At 68.6% G+C, this 21327-nt stretch carries 20 protein-coding genes; 6 read left to right on the top strand and 14 right to left on the bottom strand.

Translation table 11 applies throughout. The annotated features are described in order from the left end of the window. The first annotated feature begins 183 nt into the window (after nucleotides 1–183). A complete protein-coding gene (locus H4281_RS14250) occupies nucleotides 184–663 on the top strand; it encodes a carboxymuconolactone decarboxylase family protein (protein WP_182891355.1) in 480 nt (159 codons plus the stop codon). Nucleotides 664–738: 75 nt separating this feature from the next. On the opposite strand, the gene H4281_RS14245 is transcribed toward H4281_RS14250, so the two are convergent. The 8 genes from H4281_RS14245 to H4281_RS14210 all read right to left on the bottom strand — a co-directional run bounded on the left by H4281_RS14245 (nucleotide 739) and on the right by H4281_RS14210 (nucleotide 7486). Next, the gene (locus H4281_RS14245; protein WP_182891354.1) at nucleotides 739–972 is read right to left on the bottom strand and encodes a biotin/lipoyl-containing protein; all 234 of its coding nucleotides are present in this window, start codon (nucleotides 970–972) and stop codon (nucleotides 739–741) included. Then, a complete protein-coding gene (locus H4281_RS14240) occupies nucleotides 969–2003 on the bottom strand; it encodes an alpha-ketoacid dehydrogenase subunit beta (RefSeq protein WP_182891353.1) in 1035 nt (344 codons plus the stop codon). Before H4281_RS14240 ends, H4281_RS14245 begins: the two co-directional genes overlap by 4 nt. 23 nt (nucleotides 2004–2026) lie before the next feature. After that, nucleotides 2027–3007 (bottom strand): thiamine pyrophosphate-dependent dehydrogenase E1 component subunit alpha, encoded by a 981-nt coding sequence (locus tag H4281_RS14235; protein ID WP_182891352.1) that lies wholly within the window; start codon nucleotides 3005–3007, stop codon nucleotides 2027–2029. A gap of 89 nt (nucleotides 3008–3096) precedes the next feature. Next, entirely contained in the window at nucleotides 3097–3834 is a 738-nt protein-coding gene (locus tag H4281_RS14230) for an IclR family transcriptional regulator (protein ID WP_182891351.1), read from the bottom strand. Nucleotides 3835–3914: 80 nt separating this feature from the next. Next, entirely contained in the window at nucleotides 3915–5540 is a 1626-nt protein-coding gene (locus H4281_RS14225) for an ArnT family glycosyltransferase (RefSeq protein ID WP_220507167.1), read from the bottom strand. A 124-nt stretch (nucleotides 5541–5664) separates the two neighbouring features. Further along, nucleotides 5665–6621, bottom strand: coding sequence for a hypothetical protein (locus H4281_RS14220; protein WP_182891349.1), 957 nt, complete (start codon nucleotides 6619–6621; stop codon nucleotides 5665–5667). A 67-nt stretch (nucleotides 6622–6688) separates the two neighbouring features. Then, nucleotides 6689–7033, bottom strand: a complete 345-nt coding sequence (locus tag H4281_RS14215; RefSeq protein WP_199818003.1) for a PadR family transcriptional regulator — start codon at nucleotides 7031–7033, stop codon at nucleotides 6689–6691. A 51-nt stretch (nucleotides 7034–7084) separates the two neighbouring features. After that, nucleotides 7085–7486 (bottom strand): RidA family protein, encoded by a 402-nt coding sequence (locus tag H4281_RS14210; protein ID WP_182891348.1) that lies wholly within the window; start codon nucleotides 7484–7486, stop codon nucleotides 7085–7087. Nucleotides 7487–7578: 92 nt separating this feature from the next. Between H4281_RS14210 and H4281_RS14205 the strand changes: the two genes are divergently transcribed. Both H4281_RS14205 and H4281_RS14200 read left to right on the top strand, forming a co-directional pair. Further along, on the top strand, nucleotides 7579–8553 hold the full coding sequence (locus tag H4281_RS14205; RefSeq protein ID WP_182891347.1) for a helix-turn-helix transcriptional regulator: 975 nt from the start codon (nucleotides 7579–7581) through the stop codon (nucleotides 8551–8553). Between the two features lie 105 nt (nucleotides 8554–8658). Continuing rightward, nucleotides 8659–9966: a lipase family protein gene (locus H4281_RS14200; RefSeq protein WP_182891346.1), complete on the top strand. Its 1308-nt coding sequence runs from the start codon at nucleotides 8659–8661 to the stop codon at nucleotides 9964–9966. Nucleotides 9967–10015: 49 nt separating this feature from the next. On the opposite strand, the gene H4281_RS14195 is transcribed toward H4281_RS14200, so the two are convergent. Further along, a complete protein-coding gene (locus H4281_RS14195) occupies nucleotides 10016–10840 on the bottom strand; it encodes an LLM class F420-dependent oxidoreductase (RefSeq protein WP_182891345.1) in 825 nt (274 codons plus the stop codon). A 63-nt stretch (nucleotides 10841–10903) separates the two neighbouring features. Here H4281_RS14195 and H4281_RS14190 point away from each other — a divergent pair, with 63 nt between their 5' ends. Beyond that, complete coding sequence (locus H4281_RS14190) at nucleotides 10904–11467, top strand: TetR/AcrR family transcriptional regulator (RefSeq protein ID WP_182891344.1); 564 nt, start codon at nucleotides 10904–10906, stop codon at nucleotides 11465–11467. Nucleotides 11468–11580: 113 nt separating this feature from the next. On the opposite strand, the gene H4281_RS14185 is transcribed toward H4281_RS14190, so the two are convergent. The 5 genes from H4281_RS14185 to H4281_RS14165 form a co-directional block, all read right to left on the bottom strand. Next, complete coding sequence (locus tag H4281_RS14185; protein WP_182891343.1) at nucleotides 11581–14319, bottom strand: bifunctional YncE family protein/alkaline phosphatase family protein; 2739 nt, start codon at nucleotides 14317–14319, stop codon at nucleotides 11581–11583. Between the two features lie 4 nt (nucleotides 14320–14323). Next, on the bottom strand, nucleotides 14324–15682 hold the full coding sequence (locus H4281_RS14180) for an ABC-2 transporter permease family protein (RefSeq protein WP_182891342.1): 1359 nt from the start codon (nucleotides 15680–15682) through the stop codon (nucleotides 14324–14326). Further along, the gene (locus H4281_RS14175) at nucleotides 15679–16608 is read right to left on the bottom strand and encodes an ABC transporter ATP-binding protein (RefSeq protein ID WP_182891341.1); all 930 of its coding nucleotides are present in this window, start codon (nucleotides 16606–16608) and stop codon (nucleotides 15679–15681) included. The genes H4281_RS14180 and H4281_RS14175 overlap by 4 nt, the downstream gene beginning before the upstream one ends. A 131-nt stretch (nucleotides 16609–16739) precedes the next feature. After that, nucleotides 16740–17741, bottom strand: coding sequence for an MsnO8 family LLM class oxidoreductase (locus H4281_RS14170; protein ID WP_182891340.1), 1002 nt, complete (start codon nucleotides 17739–17741; stop codon nucleotides 16740–16742). Nucleotides 17742–17769: 28 nt separating this feature from the next. Further along, entirely contained in the window at nucleotides 17770–19164 is a 1395-nt protein-coding gene (locus H4281_RS14165; RefSeq protein WP_182891339.1) for an APC family permease, read from the bottom strand. Nucleotides 19165–19327: 163 nt separating this feature from the next. On the opposite strand from H4281_RS14165, the gene H4281_RS14160 reads away from it, so the two are divergent. After that, nucleotides 19328–19939, top strand: coding sequence for a TetR/AcrR family transcriptional regulator (locus tag H4281_RS14160; protein WP_182891338.1), 612 nt, complete (start codon nucleotides 19328–19330; stop codon nucleotides 19937–19939). After that, nucleotides 19936–21003, top strand: a complete 1068-nt coding sequence (locus H4281_RS14155; RefSeq protein WP_182891337.1) for a DmpA family aminopeptidase — start codon at nucleotides 19936–19938, stop codon at nucleotides 21001–21003. The genes H4281_RS14160 and H4281_RS14155 overlap by 4 nt, the downstream gene beginning before the upstream one ends. The last annotated feature ends 324 nt before the right edge of the window (nucleotides 21004–21327 follow it).

Here is a 21327-nt window from a genome sequence, read left to right as displayed (position 1 = left end):
GCATTCTGCGTCCCGGCCTCATGCGCGAGCGACCCGTTTTCGGCAGCCGCCGCGTACTGGTGCGCGGAAAGTCCGTGAGATCGCGTAGCGGGCCGGGTGCGACGCGGGTCACATCCGGGGTTGTCACATCCTGCGGGCGGCCGGCATCTCATGGGCATCCGCTTCACCACACTGGAGGATCTGATGAACGCACGCTTCGACATGATGAACAACGACCTCGGCAAGTCGCTCGGCAAGCGGTTCGCCGGGCTGAGCATGCTGCTGCGCAACTCGTCGCTGCCGACATCCACGCAGGAGCTGGTTTCGCTGCGGGCCAGCCAGATCAACGGCTGCGGCTTCTGCACCGACATGCACACCAAGGACGCCACCGCGGCGGGCGAGACCGCGGAACGGCTCCACCTGGTGGCCGTCTGGCGCGAGGCGACCGTCTTCACCCCCGCCGAGCGGGCCGCGCTCGCGCTGACCGAGGAGGGCACCCGGATCGCGGACGCCGGCGACGTTTCCGACGCGACGTGGGCGCAGGCGCGCGAGCACTACGACGACGACCAGCTCGCCGCGCTGGTCATGCTGATCGGCCTGATCAACGCGGCCAACCGGATGAACGTCATCGTGCGCACGCCCGCCGGGATGTACCAGCCGGGCCAGTTCGCGAACGTCAGCTGAGGCGAACACGGGCCGCCGCCGGGCAACGGTGGGACCCGGCGGCGACCCGTTGCCAGCACGGGGCGACCCGTGCGCTTACTCGATGCGGGCGATCGGCGCGCCCTGTTTCACCACGTCGCCCTCCCCCGCCAGAAACCGCACCACGCCGGAAGCCGGAGCCGGTACTTCCGCGTCGACCTTGTCCACCGCGACCTCCGCGATCAGCTCGCCCTCGCGGACGGTCGCGCCGTCCGTCGCGAACCAGGTGGCCAGGACCCCCTCGCCGTCCGGGTCGTTCTCGGACAGGACGGGGAACAAGACGTCGGTCATGCGCCCACCAGATCGAGGACGGCCTGCCGGATCCGCGCCGGCGTCGGCAGCACCGCGTACTCCAGCGGGCGCGCGTACGGAATCGGCACGTCCGGCACCGCTACGCGCGCGGCTGGGGCACGCAGCAGGCTCGGGTCCCGTTCCGCTATGCGCGCGATCACCTCGCCGGACAGGCCGAACGACAGGTAGTCCTCGTCGACCACGAGTATCCGGCCGGTCTTGCCGACTGAGTCGAGGATCGTGTCAGTGTCCAGCGGCACGAGGCTGCGCAGGTCCACGACCTCGCAGTCGATGCCCTGCCCGGCGAGCTCGTCGGCGACATCGAGGGCGTGGTGCACTGAAAGCGACAGCGTCACGATGGTGACGTCGCTGCCCGGGCGCACGACGTTCGCCTTGCCGATCGGGACCTCGTGGTCGCCTTCCGGCACCGGGCCGATCGACCGGCGGTTCTTCGCCATCCACGGCAAACCCATGACTCCCTTGTGGAACAGGTACACCACCGGGTTGTCGTCGCGGATCGCGGAGGTCATCAATCCTTTGGCGTCGGCGGGATTGCTCGGCACGACGACCTTCATCCCGGGCAGATGCGCGAACGTTCCCCACAGGCACTGGGAATGCTGCGCGCCGTCCGAATATCCGCCGCCGACCGCGGCGGTCAGCACCATCGGCACGGACACATTGCCGCCGGATTCGTAGTGGATTTTCGCCATGTGGTTGTAGATCTGGTCCATGCAGACGCCGAAGAAGTCGACGAACATCAGCTCGACCACCGGCCGCAGCCCCTCGACCGCCGCGCCGATCGCGGTGCCGATGAAGGCGGTCTCGGAGATCGGCGTGTCCAGCACCCGGCGCGGGCCGAAGCGGTCGAGCAAACCCGTGGTGGAGCTGAAGATCCCGCCGTAGGACCCGACGTCCTCGCCGAGCACGAACACCCGTTCGTCGCGGTCCATTTCCTGGGCGATGGCCTCGACCATGGCCTTCGCGGTGCTGAGTTTCCGCCCGGCGGGCGCGGAGGGTTCGGTGAGCGTCATTGCTGCTTCTCCTCGCTGTGTCGTCAGGCTCGCGCGAACACGAAATCCAGCGCTGTGTCGGGATCCGGCTCGGGGCTTTCTTTGGCGAACGCGATCGCCGCTTCGACTCGTTCGCTGGCCGCTGTTTTGTATTCCGCGACTTTCGCGTCGTCGAGATCGCCATCAGCGCGCAGCTGGGTCTCATAGGCAGGCAACGGATCCCGGCCCGGCACACCGTCCAAATCGGACCGGTAACCTTGTGCGTCGCCCTCGAAATGCCCCCACAGCCGCAACGTGTGCACCTCGATCAGGCTCGGTCCTTCCCCGGCACGAGCCCGCGCGACCGCCTGGCCCGCCGCTTCGTGGACCGCCTCGACCGAGTTGTCCTCGACGCGCACGCCGGGAATCCCGTATCCGGCGGCGCGGTCCGCGTTCGACGTGACGCACGTGGACGCGCTGCGCGGCACCGAGATGCCCCAGTCGTTGTCCTCCACCAGGAAGATCACCGGCAACTGCCACAACGCCGCGAGGTTGAGCGATTCGTGGAACGCCCCCTGGTTCGCCGCGCCCTCGCCGGTGACCGCGACAGCGACCCGGTCCGTCCCGCGGCGCTGGAACGCGAGCGCCTGCCCGAGCGCGGGAGGGTAGCCCTCGGCGATGATGCCGGAGCAGGAGAAGTGCACGGCGGGGTCGAACAGATGCATATGCCCGCCGCGCCCTCTGCCCAGTCCAGTCGTCCGGCCAAAGATCTCAGCGGTCATCCGGTTCAGGTCGACGCCGTGCGCGATGGCGAAGTGGTGCGGCCGGTGCGTCGCGGTGACCGCGTCGTCGCCGGTGAGATGCGCGCAGACGCCCGCCGCCACCGGTTCCTGCCCCGCGGACAGGTGCATCTCGCCGGGGACGAGCCCGGCGCCGATGTCGAAGACGGGTTTCTTGTCGGCGTGGTACTCGCGGAGGATGGCCTCCTCGTAGGTGCGGATCAGGACCATCGTGCGGTACAGGTCCAGCCTGTCCTGCGCTTCCATGGGACCTCCCGTTCGCTCTGGAGGCCACTTTCGCCGGGCGCGGTCCGCCGGACAACGGGCTGGATTTCAGATGGTGATAACGGGCCGGTTCAGCGCGTGACGGCCAGGGCGCGGGACACCCGTTGGGCTGCTCGGCGCAAGGACTGCAGGGGTGCGGAACCCAGGCGGCGCGCGGGCAGGGAGATCGCTACCGCACCCAACGCACCCGGCGTACGGACCGTCGTCGCCAGGCACGCGGTACCGAGCAGATACTCCTCGCGATCGTTGAACACATCCCCGCTCTGCGACAGCCGCTGCTCCAGCACCCGGCTGTCCGTGATGGTGTGCGGCGTGAGATCGGCCAGCTGGTGCCGCGACAGGTAGTCCCGGCGTCCCTCGCTGTCGAGGCCGGACAGGATGCACTTGCCGAATGCCGTCGCGTGCGCGGATTCGTGGACGCCGACCCACAGATCGACCGAGGGGGCGGTCGGCCCGTCGGCGATGTCGATGAGCTTGATGTCTCCATCGGAGTAGAGCGAGAGGTAGGCCGCGCCGTGGACCTCGTCGCGCAGGGCTCGCAGCACCGGGCGGGTCTTCGGCAGCAACGCGTGCAGCGACGTGTGCTGGCGCAGTTCGCTGACCTGGCTGCCGAGCGCGTAGCCGTCGTCGAGCTTGCAGAGGTATCCCTCGTGGACGAGGGTGCGCAGCAGGTGATACGTCGTGGGCAGCGGCAGCCCGACCGTGCGGGCGAGCACCTTGGCCGGCACCGGCCGTTCGCTCGCGCCGACCGCGTCGAGCAGATGCAGCGCGCGCCGCACGGACCCGATCAAGGTCGGCTCAGCCGCCATTCCCCTCACCTCCGCGTCGCTGCGGACTCCAGCATGCGCTACCGCTCTGACCTGGGCAAGAGCAGTTCCGCCGGAGAAGATCACGGGCCTCCGCAGAAGGTCCGCTCCGCGACGAACGGGTCCGGCGGGACGGTCACCCCGGTCCGGTGCACGGCTCCGGTGAGGTTGGCCCAGAACCGGCCCGGCGACATCGGCTCGCGGGTGGACCGCTGGATCTCCGCCAAGTCCCCGCAGCTCAGCGCGTGCCGGGCGGCGGCGACCTGGTCCGCGGTGATGTCGGCGCGCATGGCGAAGTTGCCCGGAGCGAGAACCGGGGCCGACGGGTCCGCGTAGTCCGCCAGCAGCCAGGCGTTGCTCAGCGGTTTCGAGTGGCCTGGTTTCACCGTCGGGAATTCGAACCGCGCGCCGATCGGGTTGGCGAGGCCCCAGAAGTCGACCACGCCGGCGTCCACCGGCGACATGACGCCGACCGTCCCCAGATACACCCCGGTGACCATGGACTTCGACGGGACGTCCGCGCGCAGCCGGGTCGTCAGGATCCGCCCCCGCGGATCCTCGTAGGTCAGGGCGCGCGGGCTGACGGCGTCCTTGAGATATTTCATCTTCGGGGTGAAATCCGCCGACTCGGTGGGATACCTCTTGCCGGTCCACGCGTGGTAGTAGCCGCGCTCGTCGTCGATGAGCTTGCCGTCTTGCGGGACGAACTGGCCGATGCCGGCGCAGAAAACCGCCCACGCCAGCAGGACGGCGCCGATCACCCGCGTCTTCTTCGCCGCCGGGAGCACCAGCACCGGCAGCATCAGCAGGAAGAAGATCGGCAGCGCCATGCGCGCGTGCATGTAGTCGCCGCCGACCTTCAGCAGGTATCCCAGCGACAGCACACCGGCGGCCACCGGAGCGAGGGTGACGATCCGATCGGTGCGCTGCCTCCGGAGCGCCCCGGCGAGCAGGACGGTGCAGAGGACCAGCGGCAACCACAGCAGGTACGGGTTCACGAAATCGCCGACGTACCCGAATCCGCGGCCCCAGAAGGATTCGCTCGCGTTTTTGGTGAGCGCGGGCATCGGCACGAGGATGCCGTAGAAGCCCATGCGGAAGATCTCGTACCCGACCGGCAGCGCTCCGGCGGCCGCGACCGCGGCGAGGACGACTCGCCAACTCGGCTTTGTCACCAGCCAGAGTGCCACCAGGAATACCGCGGCCACCAACGCCTGTTCCGGACGGACCAGCGGGCCCAATCCGATCACGAACGCTGCTGCGACAACAGATCTGGCGGAAGTGCTTTCGCGCAAGCGCACGAGCAGCCACCAGCAGAGCGCCATCCAGAACGTGTTCAGCCCGGTCTCCAGCCCGGACGTCGCGTACTGCCACACCGGCCGCACTCCCAGCAGCACGAGGACGCCGCACGGCACCATCGCCGCGGCGCGCCCGCCGTGCAACCGGATCGTCGCGCTGACCGCGAATCCGAACCCGGCGGCGCTGAGCAGGAGACCGAGCATCCAGGACAGGGTCGAGGTGTCCGATCGGCCGAACACGAATCCGGCGAAGGCGAGCAGCCATTGCCACAGCGTGCTCGTGGAAGCCTCGGCTCGTTCACCGAGATTGTAGACCGGACCGTTTCCGGCGAGGATTTGCTCGACAATTCTGGTGAAGATTAGCGCGTCGTCGCAGATCCAGCGGGTGAAGTAGCCGAGAATGGCGATCAAAAGGATAGAACCGATGACTATCCAGCTGTTTCTTCGCCTGTTATTGAGCGCGTAATTGGGCTGATTCAAGGCGCGCGGAAGCGCCCTTGGCATGGTGTCCATGAGAATCCTTGTTGAAAGAGCGCTATGCGGTTTGACGGCGGTAATCGATGATTCCGGCTGCGGTCAGCGCTGCGATGCCCGCGCCCGCCAGGAAGACCTGCACTAGATCCAGTGCCTGGAACGTGCCCGCGGCCATGGTCGCGACGAGGACAAGCGGCTGGATCAGCACCAGCGAACAGCACACCGCGAGCGAGAACGACCACGCGGCCGAACGTCGCCGGAACGCGAAATAAGCGAGAATGACAAGCACGGCCGCCCATGCGAACCAGGAAATCCCGCGCAGGTCCGCTTCGACGAAGGAACCGAAGTAAAACACGGAAGCCGCACCCCCGGCTAATGCGGTCCACCAGTTACGCGCGGCCGGCAGCGGGGCTCCGAGATGGAATCCGGCGATCAGGAGCAGCAGCGGCAGCCATTGCGGGACGAAGTAGCCGAGCAGGTCAGGGCTGAAACTGAATGAATACTGATACAGGAACGCCGCGAATCCGGCGACCAGCACGATTCCGGCGACTACTCGCGCGGCTCGGCGCCGTCCGGAGAAAAGGAGCGCGAGCGGTACGACGGCGGCGGCGGCCAGCGCGACGTCCCGCCCAAGCTGCTGAGCCAACGGGGAAGGGTAAAGCGACAGGCCGGTATCGGTCGCGGAGGCGTGGAGGCCGCTCGTTCGCGGGTAGCCGAGCGCGTCGCACAAGTCGTGGCCGAGGGAGAAGACGCCCTTCATCGCTGCCCAGAAGAGTCCGAGCAGGGCGACCAGCCGGACGGTGTCGCCGAAAGCGACCACGCGAGCTGGGGCTGAGCAAGCGGCCAGCCTGGCACGCAAGCCCAGCCCCAGCATCGCGAGCAGTTCACGCCCGGCCGCGAGACGACCGGCTTCCCGCGCGTCCAGCAGGGCGCCGACCATTTCGTCCTCGCGGTCGGCGCGGTACCAACGAGGGAGAATCCGCACCATCCGGCGGTACCGCAGTTCCGGCGCGGTCATGCCCAGCCGCCCAGGTCGGCGAATCCGCCAGGGCGAGGCAACCCTGCCGGCCGGGCCTCGAGAACGCTCATGCCCCACCCCCGAGCGCCCAGCCCCGCGCCCGCAACACCGACTCCGCGGCAGCGGCGTTCGCGGCCAAGCGCCGGGTCTGCTCGGCCAAAGTACGGCCGCCCAGATCGGTCAGCCGGTAATACCGGCGGAGCCGCCCCTGGTGGATCTCCTCCTTGTCCCGTTCCGCCCAGCCGTCGGCGACCAGCCGGTCCAGCACGCCGTACAGCGTGCCGACCCGCAGCCGGACGCGGTTTTCGGACAGCTTTTCGACGGCCTGGACGATGCCGTAGCCGTGCTTCGGTTCGTCGGCGAGCGCGGTGAGGATCAGGAAGACCTGCTCCGACATGCCTCGTTCGGTCACCCGTCCATATATATCACGTCGCGATATATGCGGGCCGCCGAAGCAACGAACCTACTGGTCAGCGACTGCGGTCCCCTCCAGTTCGACCAGCAGGGCCGGGATCGCCAGCCGGATCACGCCGAGCATCGTGGTCGACGGGGCGACGCCGGCCTCGGCCAGGCGACCGGCGAGGACGCCGTAGTGCTGGAAAAGCAGGTCGACGTCGGTCGTGTAGACGTTGAGCCGGACCAGGTTTTCCAGCGACATGCCCGCTTCGGCGAGCACTGCTTCCAGATTGTCGAGACTCAGCGCCATCTGTTTCGCCATGTCCCCGGCGTGCTGCGGTTCGCCGTCGCCGTTCACCGCGGTCTGCCCGGAGCAGTACAGGGTCCGGACCGGCCCGGACACCAGATCGCCCTGGTTGTAGCCCATCGCCGTCGACCACGCCCACGGGTTGACAGTCGTTCTCTCCACCACTTGCTCCCCTTCGCTTCTCAGCAGTACGCGGAGCAGCCTCGCAAGCAATACGCGACATCCTGTGTCGTGTATTGGGTAGAGTTTTCGGCATGCGCGCCGACCGGTTGGTCTCGCTGGTTCTGCTGCTGCGCCAGCGCGGCCGGCTGTCCGCGGCCACCCTCGCCCGCGAACTCGAAGTGTCCGCTCGCACCGTTTTGCGGGACATCGACGCGCTGTCCGCGGCGGGCGTCCCGGTGTACGCCGAGCGCGGGCGGAACGGCGGTTTCGCGCTGCTGCCTGGATTTCAGACCGAACTCACCGGGCTGAACCACGACGAAGCGCTCGCCCTGCTGGTCGCCGGATCGCGGCGCGGCGCGCAGGCGTTCGGTCTCGGTTCGGCGCTCGCTTCGGCCATGCTCAAGGTGGTCGACGCACTGCCGGAAAGCCATCGGACCACCGCCGCGGGCGTGGCCGAGCGGTTGCTCATCGACCCGGAAAACGACCTCCTCTCGCGTCGCGCGGTCGCCGACGACGTGCCTGACGTCGTGGTCGCCGAGATCCGGCGCGCGGTGTTCGCCGGACATCAGGTGCGCATCCGCTACCAAGCGGTCAGTCAAGCCCCGAAGTGGCGCACAGTGCACCCGATTGGACTGGTCACCGTGCGGGAGCAGGGATATCTGCTGGCCACCCGCGATGGCGAGGACCGGACTTACCGGCTGTCCCGGGTGCTGGCCGCCGAGGAACTCGACAAGCCCGCACAGCGGCCGGATCGCGTGGACCTGGGCCGAGCGTGGCAGGAACGCAGCACGCGGTTCCGGACCGGCGGAGACCAGATCGTCACGCTAGTCCGAATTCGCCCGGAGCGGCGGGAAGAATTGGCTCGCACCGCGCTCGCCATTCACGCCGAAGAAATCGGCCCGGACGAATGGCTTCAGCTGGAGATGGTTTTCCAGGATTCCCGGCACGCCGAATGGGCGCTGTGGCAGCTCGCCGCGGCCGCGGAAGTCCTTGCGCCGCAATCATTGCGTGCCGCGTTGCACAAGCGCGCCACCGCGATCGCCGCGACCTACGCCGGGCCCGCCTGAGCCGTCGGCACCGGCCCGGCCTGCACCTTCCGTAGTTGTGCGGATACCTACTCGCTGGTAAGTTACCGGCCAGTCGTGATCCACTTCATGGTTCAAAGGGGAGTCATGATCCGGAAACCCGTCCGTGCGCTGATCGCCGCCGCCGCTCTCGCGATCACGTCCGCCGTCGCGCTGCCCGCCGCGGCTTCGGCCGATTCCTTCTACAGCTACGACGGCAGCGCGCCGCTTTCGTCGTACGCTCCGGGCACCGTACTCAAGACGCGGACGTTGACATATCACGTCTTCGGCTTCCCGACTCCAGTACAAGCCACGCAGCTGCTCTACCGGACCGCCGACGCACAGGGCAATCCCACCGCGAACGTCACCTCAGTCGTCCGCAATCCCTTGAGCAACAACGGAAAAGCCGTGTCGTACCAGTCCGCGTACGACTCGCTCGATCCCGCCGACGCACCGTCCCGCGCGATCGCGGGCGACGTCCGGCTCGGCGGCGTGCTGCCGAACGCCGAGTCGCTGCTCATCGCGCCGGCGCTCGCGCTCGGGTACAGCGTCGTCATCCCGGATACCGAAGGGCCGACTGCCGATTTCGCGGCCGGTCCGGAATACGGCAAGACCACTTTGGACTCGATCCGTGCCGCGACGCACGCGTCCGGCACCGGAATGACCGAGTCCACCAAATTCGGCCTCCTCGGCTATTCCGGCGGCGCGATCGCGACCGGCTGGGCGTCGGCGATCGCCGGAAGCTACGCGCCCGAGGTCGAGAAGAACCTCGTCGGGTTCGCCGAGGGCGGGGTGCTCGTCGACCCCGCGCACAACCTCAAGTACGTCGGCGGCAGCCCGGTCTGGTCCGGCGTGATCCCGATGGCGCTGATCGGCGTCTCGCGCAGCTACGGCATCGACCTCAAGCCGTACGCCAGCGAGTACGGCCTCAAGGTGCTTGCCGAGCTCGAACACGCGTCGATCGTCAACGCGCTCGGCCACTACCCCGGGCTGACCTGGCAGAAACTGGTCAAGCCGGAGTACGCGGACCCGGATTCGGTGCCGCCGTTCGTCGACGCGGTCAACAAGGTGAACATCGGCTCGGCGGCGACGCCCTCGATCCCCGGGTTCATCGCGCAGGCCAGCAACGGCGCGCTCGAAGGCACCGTCAGCAACGAACCCGGCATCGGCGGCGGCGACGGCGTGATGGTGGCCGGGGACGTCCGCGCGCTCGCGAATCAGTACTGCGACACCGGAAACACCTCGATCAAGTACACGCAGTACGACGCGCTCAGCCACGCCACCGCCGTCCCGGCATGGGCCCCGGCCGCGATCGCCTGGCTCAACGACCGGTTCGCGGGCAAGGCCGCGCCGTCCAGCTGCGGGCACATCCCGCCGGGGAACTCGCTGGAGCCGGAGCAGCACACCGGTTCCTGAAGCGCGAAGCCTCGTGAGTGTTGGCGCCGGTCAGAACCGGCGCCAACACTCACGAGGCCAGCTCCGCCAGCCGGTCAAGCTGGCGCAACGCATCCGCCGGGTCCTCGTGGTCCTCGAGTTCGAACAGCACCCGGTCGACCCCCGCCTCCGCGTAGCCCGCCAGCTTCTCCGGATCCGCCCCGTACAACGTCACCGGGACATGACGGCCCGCGCGCTCGCGCAGTTCCATGATCCGCGTGCGCAGGAAATCAATCGGGTACAGCGGCAGCGGAAGCCAGCCGTCGCCGTGGCTGAGGACCCGGTCCAGCACCTTCACCCCCACCCCGCCGATCAGCACGGGCAGCGGCCGCGCGGGTTTGGGCCAGGACCAGATCGGGTCGAAGTCGACGAACTCGCCGTGGAACTCCGGTTCGTCCTCCGTCCAAATAGTCCGGACGGCGGCGATGTGTTCCAGCATGCGCGCGAGCGGACGCGCCGGGTCGACGCCGTGGTTGGCCATTTCCTCGGCGTTCCAGCCCGGGCCGGCCCCGAGTTCGAACCGGCCGCCGGACAGCACGTCGACGCTCGCCGCCTGCTTGGCCAGCGTGATCGGGTGATGCTGGCTGACCAGCGACACCGCGGTGCCGAGCCCGATCCGTTCGGTGCCGGCCGCGATGGCGGCGAGCGCGGTGAACGGGTCGAAGGTGTGCGAGTAATGCCGCGGCAGCGGTTGCGGTTCCGCCGCGCCCACCGGGTACGGGGTGCGCCTGCTGGCCGGGATGTGCGTGTGTTCGGTGAGGAACAGCGAGCCGAACCCGCGCTCCTCCACCGCTCGCCCGAGCCGCACGGGGGCGATGCCGTAGTCGGTGAGGAAGGTGACGATTCCGTGGTCCATGCGACCACCGTAGCCTAAATGTCAGTCGACTGACATTTAGCTCGGCGATGCTAGCGTGGCGCCGTGCCCCGAACCGAACGCCCGCGAGCCGACGCCCAGCACAACCGGCGCGAGATCCTTGCCGCGGCGCGGACGGCCGTCCAGGGCAGCGGCGACGTCTGGCTCGACAAGATCGCGCAGGCCGCGGGGGTCAGCGCACGCACGCTCTACCGGCACTTCCCGACCAAAGACGACCTGCTGACGGCCGTGCTCGAGGAGTACTTCGCCGAACAGGTGGAGCCGATCCGTCGTCGCGTCGCCGCCGAGCCGGATCCGCGGCGGGCGTTGGAAATCGTGTTGGAGAGCGGGGTCGAGGCGTTTCGCGAGCACCCGGGGATCCTCGCGCTGGTCAACGGGAACGCCCTCGCGGCCGAGATCGCCGGACGGCATCTCGGGGCGTTCGGCGAGGTGCTGTCGCGCGCGCAAGAGGCCGGCGCGGTGCGCGCGGACCTGACGCTCGATGATCTCCCCTGCCTGATCACCATGGTCACTGCCGTCGCGGGCACCAGCTGGCCCCGCTGCCTCGCCCTGCTCCTCGACGGGCTTTCTCCAGCCGCCGTCAGTGGTCCACTACCGCACGCACGGTGAGATATCACGACAGACCAGGATCTCTCCCTGTCCGCGGCGACCCCGCTGCCCAGCTAAAAGAAAGCCCCTGCCCGCACGAAGCGGACAGGGGCTTTTCCTTACCAGCTAACGAATCAGCCGTCCGAGTCGGCCGACGGGATGAACGCTCCCGGCACCTGGTCCGGGGCGAAGATCTTGTCCTCGCCCGGGTACGGCTGCGTCCATCCGTGCACCTGGTACCACGTGAAGTGGTCCATCTGCGCGGGATTGGCGTAGTCCGCCGTGGCGTTCGGGCCGGTCAGCTTCTGTTGCGACTGCCATTGCTGCCACTGCTGCGCCAGCTGCTGCTTGTCCGCGGGCACCGCCGCCGAGGCCGCCGCGGTGGAGGCCGTCGGGACGTTGTCCGTGCCGCACGACGGCAGGGTCTTGAGGCCCGCGGTCAGCGACGTCTGGTTCGGCACCGCGGTGAACGGCGTGTTGTCCGGCTTCGGCGTGAACGCGGTCGCCATCGGGGTGGCCGCGCTGTCCTTCTGGTTCATCGGGTGGATCCCGAGGATCTGCTCGATGGTGCGGATCATGGTGATCTGCGAGTAGTACCGGCTGTCGGTCACGCCGCGCTGCGCGTACGGGCTGATGATCTGCACCGGGGCCCGGTGCCCGTCGACGTGATCGAGCCCGGCCTGGGAGTCGTCTTCGACCACGAAGATCGCCGAGTCCTTCCAGTACTGGCTGTGCGAGATCTTGTCGACGATCTTGCCGACGGCCAGGTCGTTGTCAGCGACCTGCGCGGCCGGGCTCGGCGGCCCGCCGGTGTGGTCGCTCGACAGCCAGAACATGTTCAGGTCCGCCGGGCCGTTCTTCTCGAAGTCGTTCTTCCAGATCTCGTACCGGTACTGGTCCGGCACCGCGGTGTCGAACTTCGGGAAGCCCGGCACCGAAACCTTGTTCAGCGACGGGATCGGCGACGACGAGACCAGCGGGTAGGCGGTCGGCTCGCCGGTCGCGGCCATGTTCTTGGAATCGCAGTACAGGTTCTGCCAGCTCGCGTCCGCGGGCTTGGTCAGGAACTGGTGGAACTCGCCGAAGTCGCGGACGCTCTTGCCCGCCGCCTGGGCCCCGGTCCACAGGAAGCCGCTGCGCTGGTGGCCCAGTGCGTCGTCCTCGGTGTCGTAGCTGCGCTTGTACTCGCCCGCGGACGACTCGGTGTACTCCGGGTTGTCCGCCTGCATCAGCCAGTTGTGGCCCTCGGCCGAGTTCGTGCCGATGTCGTAGGTGTTGTCGTACAAGCCGAACTGGTTGGCCAGCGCGTGCTGGTTCGGCGTGACCGCCTGGCCGAACTGCGCGAGCGCCGGGTCGCCGTTGCCCTTCGCGATGTCGCCGAAGAGCTGGTCGTAAGTCCGGTTTTCCTTGACCAGCAGGAAAACGTGCTTGATCGTGGACGGGTCGCCGAGGCGCTGCGGCACCGGAACCGGCTTGACGTTGCGGTTGCCGTACGCCTTCTGCACCGACCCCGGCGTCCAGCCGTTCTGCTTGAACACCTGCGACGTCTGCGCCCAGGTCTGCCAGTCGGTCGGCAGGGTGAAGCGCTGCAGGCTCGACGTGGTGTCGTGCGTGGCGTGCCCGGCGGCAGTGGTCGGGCGGCGGGCGTCGATGCCGCGGGTGTTCGCGACAAGGATGTTATTGCCCGACGCTGAGATACCAGACGGGAAGTAGTCCGTCGGCAGCAGTCCGATGAAGGCGGCGGGAGCCTGCGGGAACCAGTAGCGGTAGACCGCGACCGCGTTGGCCCGGCCGAGGGTCACCAGCAGGTGGCCGTCGTCGGTGAGCGCGATGTCGGTCGGCTCGTACCCGACCTGCGCCTCCGGCCACGGCTGCGTCGCGATGGTCTGCACCACGGCGCCCCGCTGGGTGTCGATCACCGAAACGCTGTCGCCGCCGGTGTTCGCCACGAACAGGGTGTTGTTCTTGGCGCGCAACGCGGTCGGGTGCAGGCCGACGTCGATGCTCTTGACCGGAGCGGCCGGGTTCGCCAGGTCGATCACGCTGACCGTGCCAGTCGTGGCGGCAGCGGTCTTCGGGTCCGCGACGATGTCGGTGCCGTACGAGTTGATCGTGGTGTCGCCCGGTTTGGCCGCGCGGCCGCCCTCGTTGCTGACGTAGATCCGGTTCCCGATCCGCACCAGCGCGCGCGGCGCGTTGCCGACGGTCCAGCTCTGCTTGATCTGGCCGCTGGCCGCGTCGATCGCGACGACCCGGTTCTGGCCGTTCACCGCGGAGTACACAGTGGACCCGTCGGGCGAGAAGATCGCGCCCGCGGCAAGGGAGTGCTTGTCCCCGTCCGCCGGAATCGGGACCCAGGCCGGGTTGGCGACGGTGCCGTCCGGGTTCACCGCGAACTTGCGGTAGCCGTCGATCTGGCCCAGCCACAGCGTTTTGCCGTCCGGCGAGTACGAAGGGCCTTCCTGGCCGACGTCGTTGCCGGGCAGTTGCAGGTCGGCCTTCTTGTCCTTGCCGACGAGCTGCTGGACCTTCCAGGTCTTCAGGTCGACGATGGTCAGCGCGATGCCGCCGTCGGTGGTCAGCGCGGCGAGGTGGCTGCCGTCCGGGCTGACCGTCGACGACATGATCTTGCCGTTCGGCAGGACCAGCCGTTCGCCGATCGGCTTGAGGTACTGGTCGCTGGAGATGGTCAGGCCGTTTTCGGTCTCCTGGCCGACCTGGTCGGTGCCGAACTGCTTGGTGGAGGCGAGGCCGATGCCCGAGCCCGCGGCGACGAGAGCGACCGCGGTCGCCCCCGCCGTGACGAAGCGCAGCTTGCGGGATCTGCGGAGTTCTTTCTTCCCGCCACGCCGGCGACGGCGCGTTACTTGCATGTCCTCATCCCTTCGTGGAGGAGAGCAGCTCGACGTTGCCGTCGAACTGCCACAGCGGGTTGGGCCGGTCCCCTTCCGGGGTCCGCACCTGGAAGTAGCCGTTCACTTCCTTCGGTCCGTCGCCGTCGGCGACATACCGCCCGTCCGAGGTGACATCGAGCTGGTAGATCGCCTGTCCGGTCGCTGAGATACCAGGGAGGTGCCAGGAGACGACGCAGCGCCAGTCGTTGCCGGGGCCCTCGGCCTCGACGAGGCCGCCGCCCTTGGTGCATTCCGTGCTCGCCGCGAGCTGCTCCTCCGCGACGTCCGGACGGTGCAGCTGCGCGGTCTGGATCCGGTAGAGGTGCGCGAACTCGGTGGACAGCGACTGCTGCAGTTTCGCCCGGTCGATGCCCGAACCCGACGCCGGAGTCGCGACCGCGACGACCGCGACCGTGACGCCGATCAGACCGGCGAGCGGCAGCAAGCCCGCGGTTAGTACGCGACGACCGGCACCGTCATATGTCAGATCGGTGAAGTCGCGTCTCACGAACAGCACGTAGGCCAGTGCAGTCGAGACTGCTGCCCACACCAGGCTCACTCCGACGCCGATCAGCAGCGGACCGAGCTGGGCCGGGTCGGTGAAGAGACCGTTCCACGAGATGAAGGCGTACGTCGGCAGCGCGAGCCGCACGACGACCGGCAGCGGCAGCAACTGCGCCACCGCCATCACCAGCGCGACTACCGCGGGCAGCAGCAGGCCCATCGGCGACCGTCCTAATGCGACAGAGCCGAGCAGGCCGATCCCCGCCAGGGCAAGGGTCGGGGCGAGCACGCAGATCCAGGCGAGCGCGACCTTCACCGCAGCGTCGCCCGAGGACAGCAGATGCCCGTCGAGGCCGACCAGTGGCTTTCCGCCGACCGCGATGAGACCGCCGACGGTGCTGGACGCCGCCAAGCCGAAGACCAGCAACAGGATCACGGTGAGGCTCGCGAGTGCTTTCGAGACGAAAATCCGCCGGTACGACCGCATCGCGACCAGCAGGTGCCGCCAGGTGCCGAGCCGGTCTTCGGCGGCGAAGACGTCTCCGGCGACCAGCGAGGTCAGCAGCGGAAGCGCGTAGCTGCCGGCAAATCCGAGCAGGACCAGCGGCCCGGCCCAGCCGGTGGCGTTCATCAGACGGCCGAACAGGGTGTCCACCGGCAGGTCGCTCTGCTGGCTGACCGCGGCGACGAACACCGCGGGCGCGAGCCAGCAGGCCAGCAGCAGCACGCGGATCCGCCACTGCGACACCAGCTTCACCAGTTCGAACCGGTAGCCGCGGCCCAGTCCGACCGGGCGGACGGAGGCCCGCTGTTCGGCGGGCGCCTCGGTGACGGTCATCTCTTCTCCCCCTGCTCCGTCAACTCCAGGAACGCGGCCTCCAGCGGCGAAACGACCGGAGACAGTTCCCGTACGCCGATGCCCTTGCCGACGACGCGCGCGACCAGGTCGTCCAGCGCGGGCACCAGGCCGCTCACCACCAGGACGTCGGCCTGTCCGCGCGGGGTCTGGGTGTCGTCGATCCGCAGCCCGGGCACGTTTTCGGCGATCTCGCGCGCGGTCTTCTGGTCCGAGGTGAGCAGGCGGTAAGCCAGTTCACGGTCCTCGGCGGACAGTTTCGCCAGCGGGCCGGTGAACACGACGCAGCCGGCGGACAGAATGGTGACCTCCGAGCAGAGCGCTTCGAGGTCGTCCATCCGGTGGCTCGACAGCACCACCGCGGTGCCCTCGTCGGCGAGCCGGGTGAGCACGCCGTGCACGTGCTTCTTGCCCGCCGGGTCGAGGCCGTTGGCGGGCTCGTCGAGGATCAGCAACCGCGGCTGGGTCAGCAGCGCGGCGGCGAGGCCGAGGCGCTGGCGCATGCCGAGGGAGAACCCGCGCGCCCGGTCGTCGGCGACATCGGAGAGCCCGACCTGCGCGAGGAGGTCGTCGATGTCGACGGTCTGGCCGCGCAGCGAGGCCAGCGCGGCGAGGTTCTGCCGCGCGGTGAGCGACGGGTACAGCCCCGGCCCGTCCACGAACCCGGAGATGCCGTCCGGGGTGGCGAGCGCCCGGCCGACCGGGCGGCCGAGGATCTCGAGTTCGCCCTCGTCCGCGACCGCGAGTCCGAGCAGCAGGCCGAGCAGCGTGGTCTTGCCCGCGCCGTTCGGGCCGACGAGCCCGTGGATCTCGCCGTACGCGACGTCGAGATCGACGCCGTCGAGCGCGATCACGTCGCCGAAACACTTGGTGATCGCGCGGGCTCGCACCGCCTCGCTGGTTTTCATCCGTCCCCGCTTTCCGAAGCCGTGAGGAACTTAGGCACGACAAGTGACATGCGAACCCGCGCCAGGTTGAACGTTGGGGAAACCCCGTGCGCCGCAGCGGGTTCCCGGCGGAATAACCGGACAAAACGGGATCAAGCACGCGGCGGCAAAGTGTCCGAGATCTCCCGGACCAGCGCATAGGACCGTTTCCGCTCCGCGTGGTCGTGGATCGGAGTGGTGATCATCAGTTCGTCCGCACCCGTTTCGGCGATGACTGTGCGCAACGAATTGCGCAGAGCCGCCGGGGCTCCGGCAAGGACCGGGCCGGGGCCGATCGCGGGGTCGACGGTCGCGTCTTCCGGTCGTGGCAACAAGATCCGCTCGCCCCGCGAACGGCTCAACGCCTTAGCCCGAATGGACCTGGCGAGCCATTCGGCGCGCTCCTCGGTCGCGGCGGCGACTACCGCGACGCTGACCACAATGGACGGTTCGAGGGTCCGGCCGGGGCGGAAGGTCTCGCGGTAGATCCGGGTCGCGGCGGCGGCTTCGGCCGGGCGGAGGTGATAGGCGAAGGCGTATGGCAGGCCTAGTTCGGCGGCTAGGTGCGCGTTTGCCGTGCTTGAGCCGAGCAGCCAGACGTCCGGCACGTTTCCTTGGGCGGGAGTCGCGCGCAGCGGCTGGTCCGAGTCGGAGAAGTAGGTCAACAACTCCTTGATGCGGCTGGAAAAGCTTTCCGCCGGGCCGGGATTCAGCGCGTCCGCCACCCGTTGCGGACCGCCGAGCGCGCGGCCGAGCCCGAGGTCGATCCGGCCCGGGTGGAACGCGGCGAGCGTGCCGAACTGTTCGGCGACCACGAGCGGCGGATGGTTGAGCAGCAGGACGCCGCCGGCGCCGACGCGGATCCTGCGCGTGGCATCCGCGACGCGGGCGGCTGCCACGGCAGGCGCGGCGCTCGCGACACCACGCATGCTGTGGTGTTCGGGCAACCAGTAGCGGTGATATCCCAGTTCGTCGGCCAGCGCGGCGAGGTCGACGGTGCGCTGCAATGCCTCGCGCGCGGTCGACCCCGCGACGATCGGCGATGTGTCCAGCACTGAAACCCGCACCCGGGCATCATCCCGGACCGGGTGCGCCACGACAACCGGACCGTCCACGGTCTCAAGTGGACGGTCCAGCCGCGGCTTACGAGGTCTCCCGCACCGGCGCGGGCGCCGGCTCCTCTTCTTCCACCGCCTCGCTCAACTGCCAGCCGCCCCGGCGACGCAGCACCACGAGATAATACCCCAAGGCCAGCAATGCAATCGCAGCCGTGACAATGAGACTCGGCCGCCCGATCACCGGGTCGGTCGCGTTCACGTACAGCACGAACGCCAGCGCGATCAACGCCACCGCCGGCGCGATCGGGAACCCGGGCATCCGGTACTTCGCACCGGCCGTCGCGCCGGAGCGGCGGCCCAGGATCGCGCCGAGACACAACGCCGCGTACACGACGACGATCGATGTGCTGGTCACGACGGTCAGGATCTGCGGGTCCACAAAGCACAGTGCGGCAGCGATGAAACCGGTCGCCAGCGTCGCGACCCACGGGGTGCCGAACTTCGGGTGCACCGCGGCAAGCGCTCGGTTCATCGCCTTCGGCCATGCGCGGTCCCGTCCGCTGCTGAACACCAGGCGCGAGCTGATGAGGACGATCGCGAGGACCGCGTTGATGATGGCGAGCGCGACCGCGAGGCTCAGCACTGTGTCGAGCGTGCTGCCGCCGCGGGCTTGCACGAAGTACGACAACATGTTGGGAGAGCTGAACAAAGTGCCGAGATCCGGCGCGCCCATCAGCACCGCGGTGACCGGGATGAGCTCGGCCAGCACGGTGACCCCGAGTCCCATGAGGACAGCGCGCGCCACCCCGCGTCCGGCGTCCTTGGTCTCCTCTCCAAAGTAGACAGCCGAACCGTAGCCGTTGTAGGCGAAGATCGCGATGGCGGTAGCGATCATCACCGCGCTGATCGTCGCCGGACCGCCGCCCGGGGCGACCGGATGCGCGAGCAGGTCGGTGAACGGACGGGCCGGCTTGGCCAGCCCGAGCACCGCGACCACGGCCAGCGCCAGCAGCTCCACCGCGAGGAAAATGCCGGTGACCCACGCGTTCAGCTTGATGTCGAACACCGCGACGATCGCGGCGAGCACGCACGTCACCGCCGCCACGACCGCCGGGGACACGCCGGGCAGCACCACGCTCAGGTACTGGCCGACGCCGAGCGCGATCACCGCGACGATCAGCACCTGCGTCACGATCATGATGCCCAGCACCATGAATCCGGGCAGTTTGCCCAGCGTGCGGGCGGCGATCGTGTACTCCCCGCCCGCGCTCGGGAAGGCCGAGCCCAGTTCGGCGTACACGAAGGCCATGAAGACACCGACCACGGCGGCGGCGAGGAAGGCGTAGAAGGCGCCCGATCCGGCGCCGGTGAGGACGCCCGGTGCGATGACGAACACCGAGGACGCCGGGCTGATCGCGGAAAGCGTGATCAGCAGCATGCCGAGGGTGCGCAACCCGCGGCGCAAGACGGGGGTGGACAACGCTGGCCTCCATCAAGTCGTTGCTCAGGTACGTTGTTTGAATGGAACTCAAATAACCAGCCGGGCGTTCAGCTAAGGCCCTCACGTCCGCTACGTCAAGGGTTCAGCGGTCTCGATCCGTCCAGGGGTTGCATTTTTCGAGATTTATTCAAAGAATCAAGGCATGGCAAGACCGAGCAAGGCCCCCGAGCGGCGGGCGGAACTGGTGGCCGCGGCGCGGCACACGGTCGTCGAACGCGGCGTGCTGAACCTGAAGCTGCGCGACGTCGCGGACCACGCCGGCATGTCGCCGGGTTCCCTGTTGTACTACTACCCTTCCCTGAGCGACCTGCTCGAAGACGTGCAGCAAGAGGCTGTCGAACGCTTCTGCGTAGCGCGCGAAGCCGCCGTCGCCGCCGAGGCCGACCCGCGCGCCCGGATGCGCGCGATGATCGGCACCGGACTGCCGAACGGCAAGAACGACGAACTGTGCGTGCTGCTGTACGAACTCGGCACCATCGCCCGCCGCGAACCGGCGTACGCCGCGCGGCACATCGCCCTGTACGAACGCCAGGTCCGCGGCTACGTCGGCATCCTGGAAGCCGGTGCCGCGACAGGGATTTTCGACCTGACCGACGACCCAGTCACCATCGCCCGCAACCTCGTCACCCTCGAAGACGGCTACGGCCTGCACCTGACCCAAGCAGTGCCGCCGCTCGACCGATCCGTCGCCGAGGCAATGGTGCTCTCGTACGCCCGCGTTTCGACCCGATGCTCCCTGGAGGACCCCGCATGACCCGCGCCCGCGACCTAGGCCTCGCCCTCGGCGGCAAGCCCGGCCCGCACAACGCGATCACTGACATCCCAGGCGTCGAGGTCGGATATACCACCCTGATCGAGGGCTCGTCGGTGCGGACCGGCGTCACCGCGCTCCTCCCGCGCGGCCGTTCCCAGTTCGATGTGCCTTGTTCTGCGGGCACTTTTTCCTTGAACGGCAACGGGGAAATGACCGGCCGTGCCTGGCTCGCGGAGACCGGTTCGCTGACCCTGCCGGTGCTGATCACCAGCACCCACTCCGTCGGGCAGTGTCATCGGGGCGCGATCGATTGGGTGGTACGGGAACGCCCGGACGCCGCGGCGGAGTGGCTGCTGCCGGTGGTGGCGGAGACGTGGGACGGGTACCTCAACGACGTCAACGCCCCGACGATTCGGACTGAACACGCAGTCGCCGCCATCGATGCGGCCGCTTCCGGGCCTATCGCCGAGGGTTCGGTGGGTGGCGGGACCGGGATGACCTGCTATGGGTTCAAGGGCGGGACCGGGACGTCGTCACGGGTTGTTTCACACGGCTCGGACAGCTACACGGTTGGGGCCCTGGTGCAGGCGAACTTCGGGAGCCGTCCGGAACTCACCGTGGCTGGGACTCCGCTGGGCGCCGAACTTCTAGACGACAACCCGATGGCAGACACGAGTTGGCTCGCCCCCGCTGGTGCTGGTTCGGTGATCGTGGTGATCGGGACCGATGCGCCTCTGCTGCCCGGTCAGTGCACCGCCCTGGCCCGTCGGGTGCCTTTGGGGTTGGCCCGGACCGGGACGACTGGGTCGCACTTCTCCGGCGACCTGTTCCTGGCCTTCAGCACGGCCAATGCGGGTGCTTTGACCAGCCATTTCCCGCGGCCGGACGATGAACCTTACGAAAGCATGCGGTTCATCCCGTGGGGTGCGATCGACCCGTTCTTCGAGGCTGTGGTGCAGGCGGTGGAGGAGGCGGTGTTGAACGCTTTGGTGGCCAACGAGGAAATGACCGGGCACCGGGGGCACCGGGTTCCGGCGCTTCCCTTGGCGCGCTGGGGGGCCTAGAGCAGGCGCGGCGGGCTCGCCTGGACGCTTGGCTGGGTACGCGCCGCGTCCGGGCGAGCCGGAGCTTCACAGACCCGCCCCCGCCGCAAGAAGGGTCTCGCGTGTGCCGACCCCCTCCCCGGCACGCGCGAGACCCGCGGCCCCGGCGAAGCGAAAGCCAGGCCTGCCGAAAGCCTCGTGAGTGCCTGTCACGGTTCTAACCGGGATGGGCACTCACGGGGCCCATACGCGCCTAACCCGTTTCACGCCGATCCGAAACGTCCGGCAACGAACGCCGACGCGCAAGCCGCCAGGACGGGCGCAGAGCGCGGATCAGGACGGCGA

This window comes from Amycolatopsis dendrobii (genome assembly GCF_014145675.1).
Taxonomy (GTDB): domain Bacteria; phylum Actinomycetota; class Actinomycetes; order Mycobacteriales; family Pseudonocardiaceae; genus Amycolatopsis; species Amycolatopsis dendrobii.
Note: the sequence above shows the minus strand (reverse complement) of the source record. Positions and strands in the feature narration are given on the sequence as shown.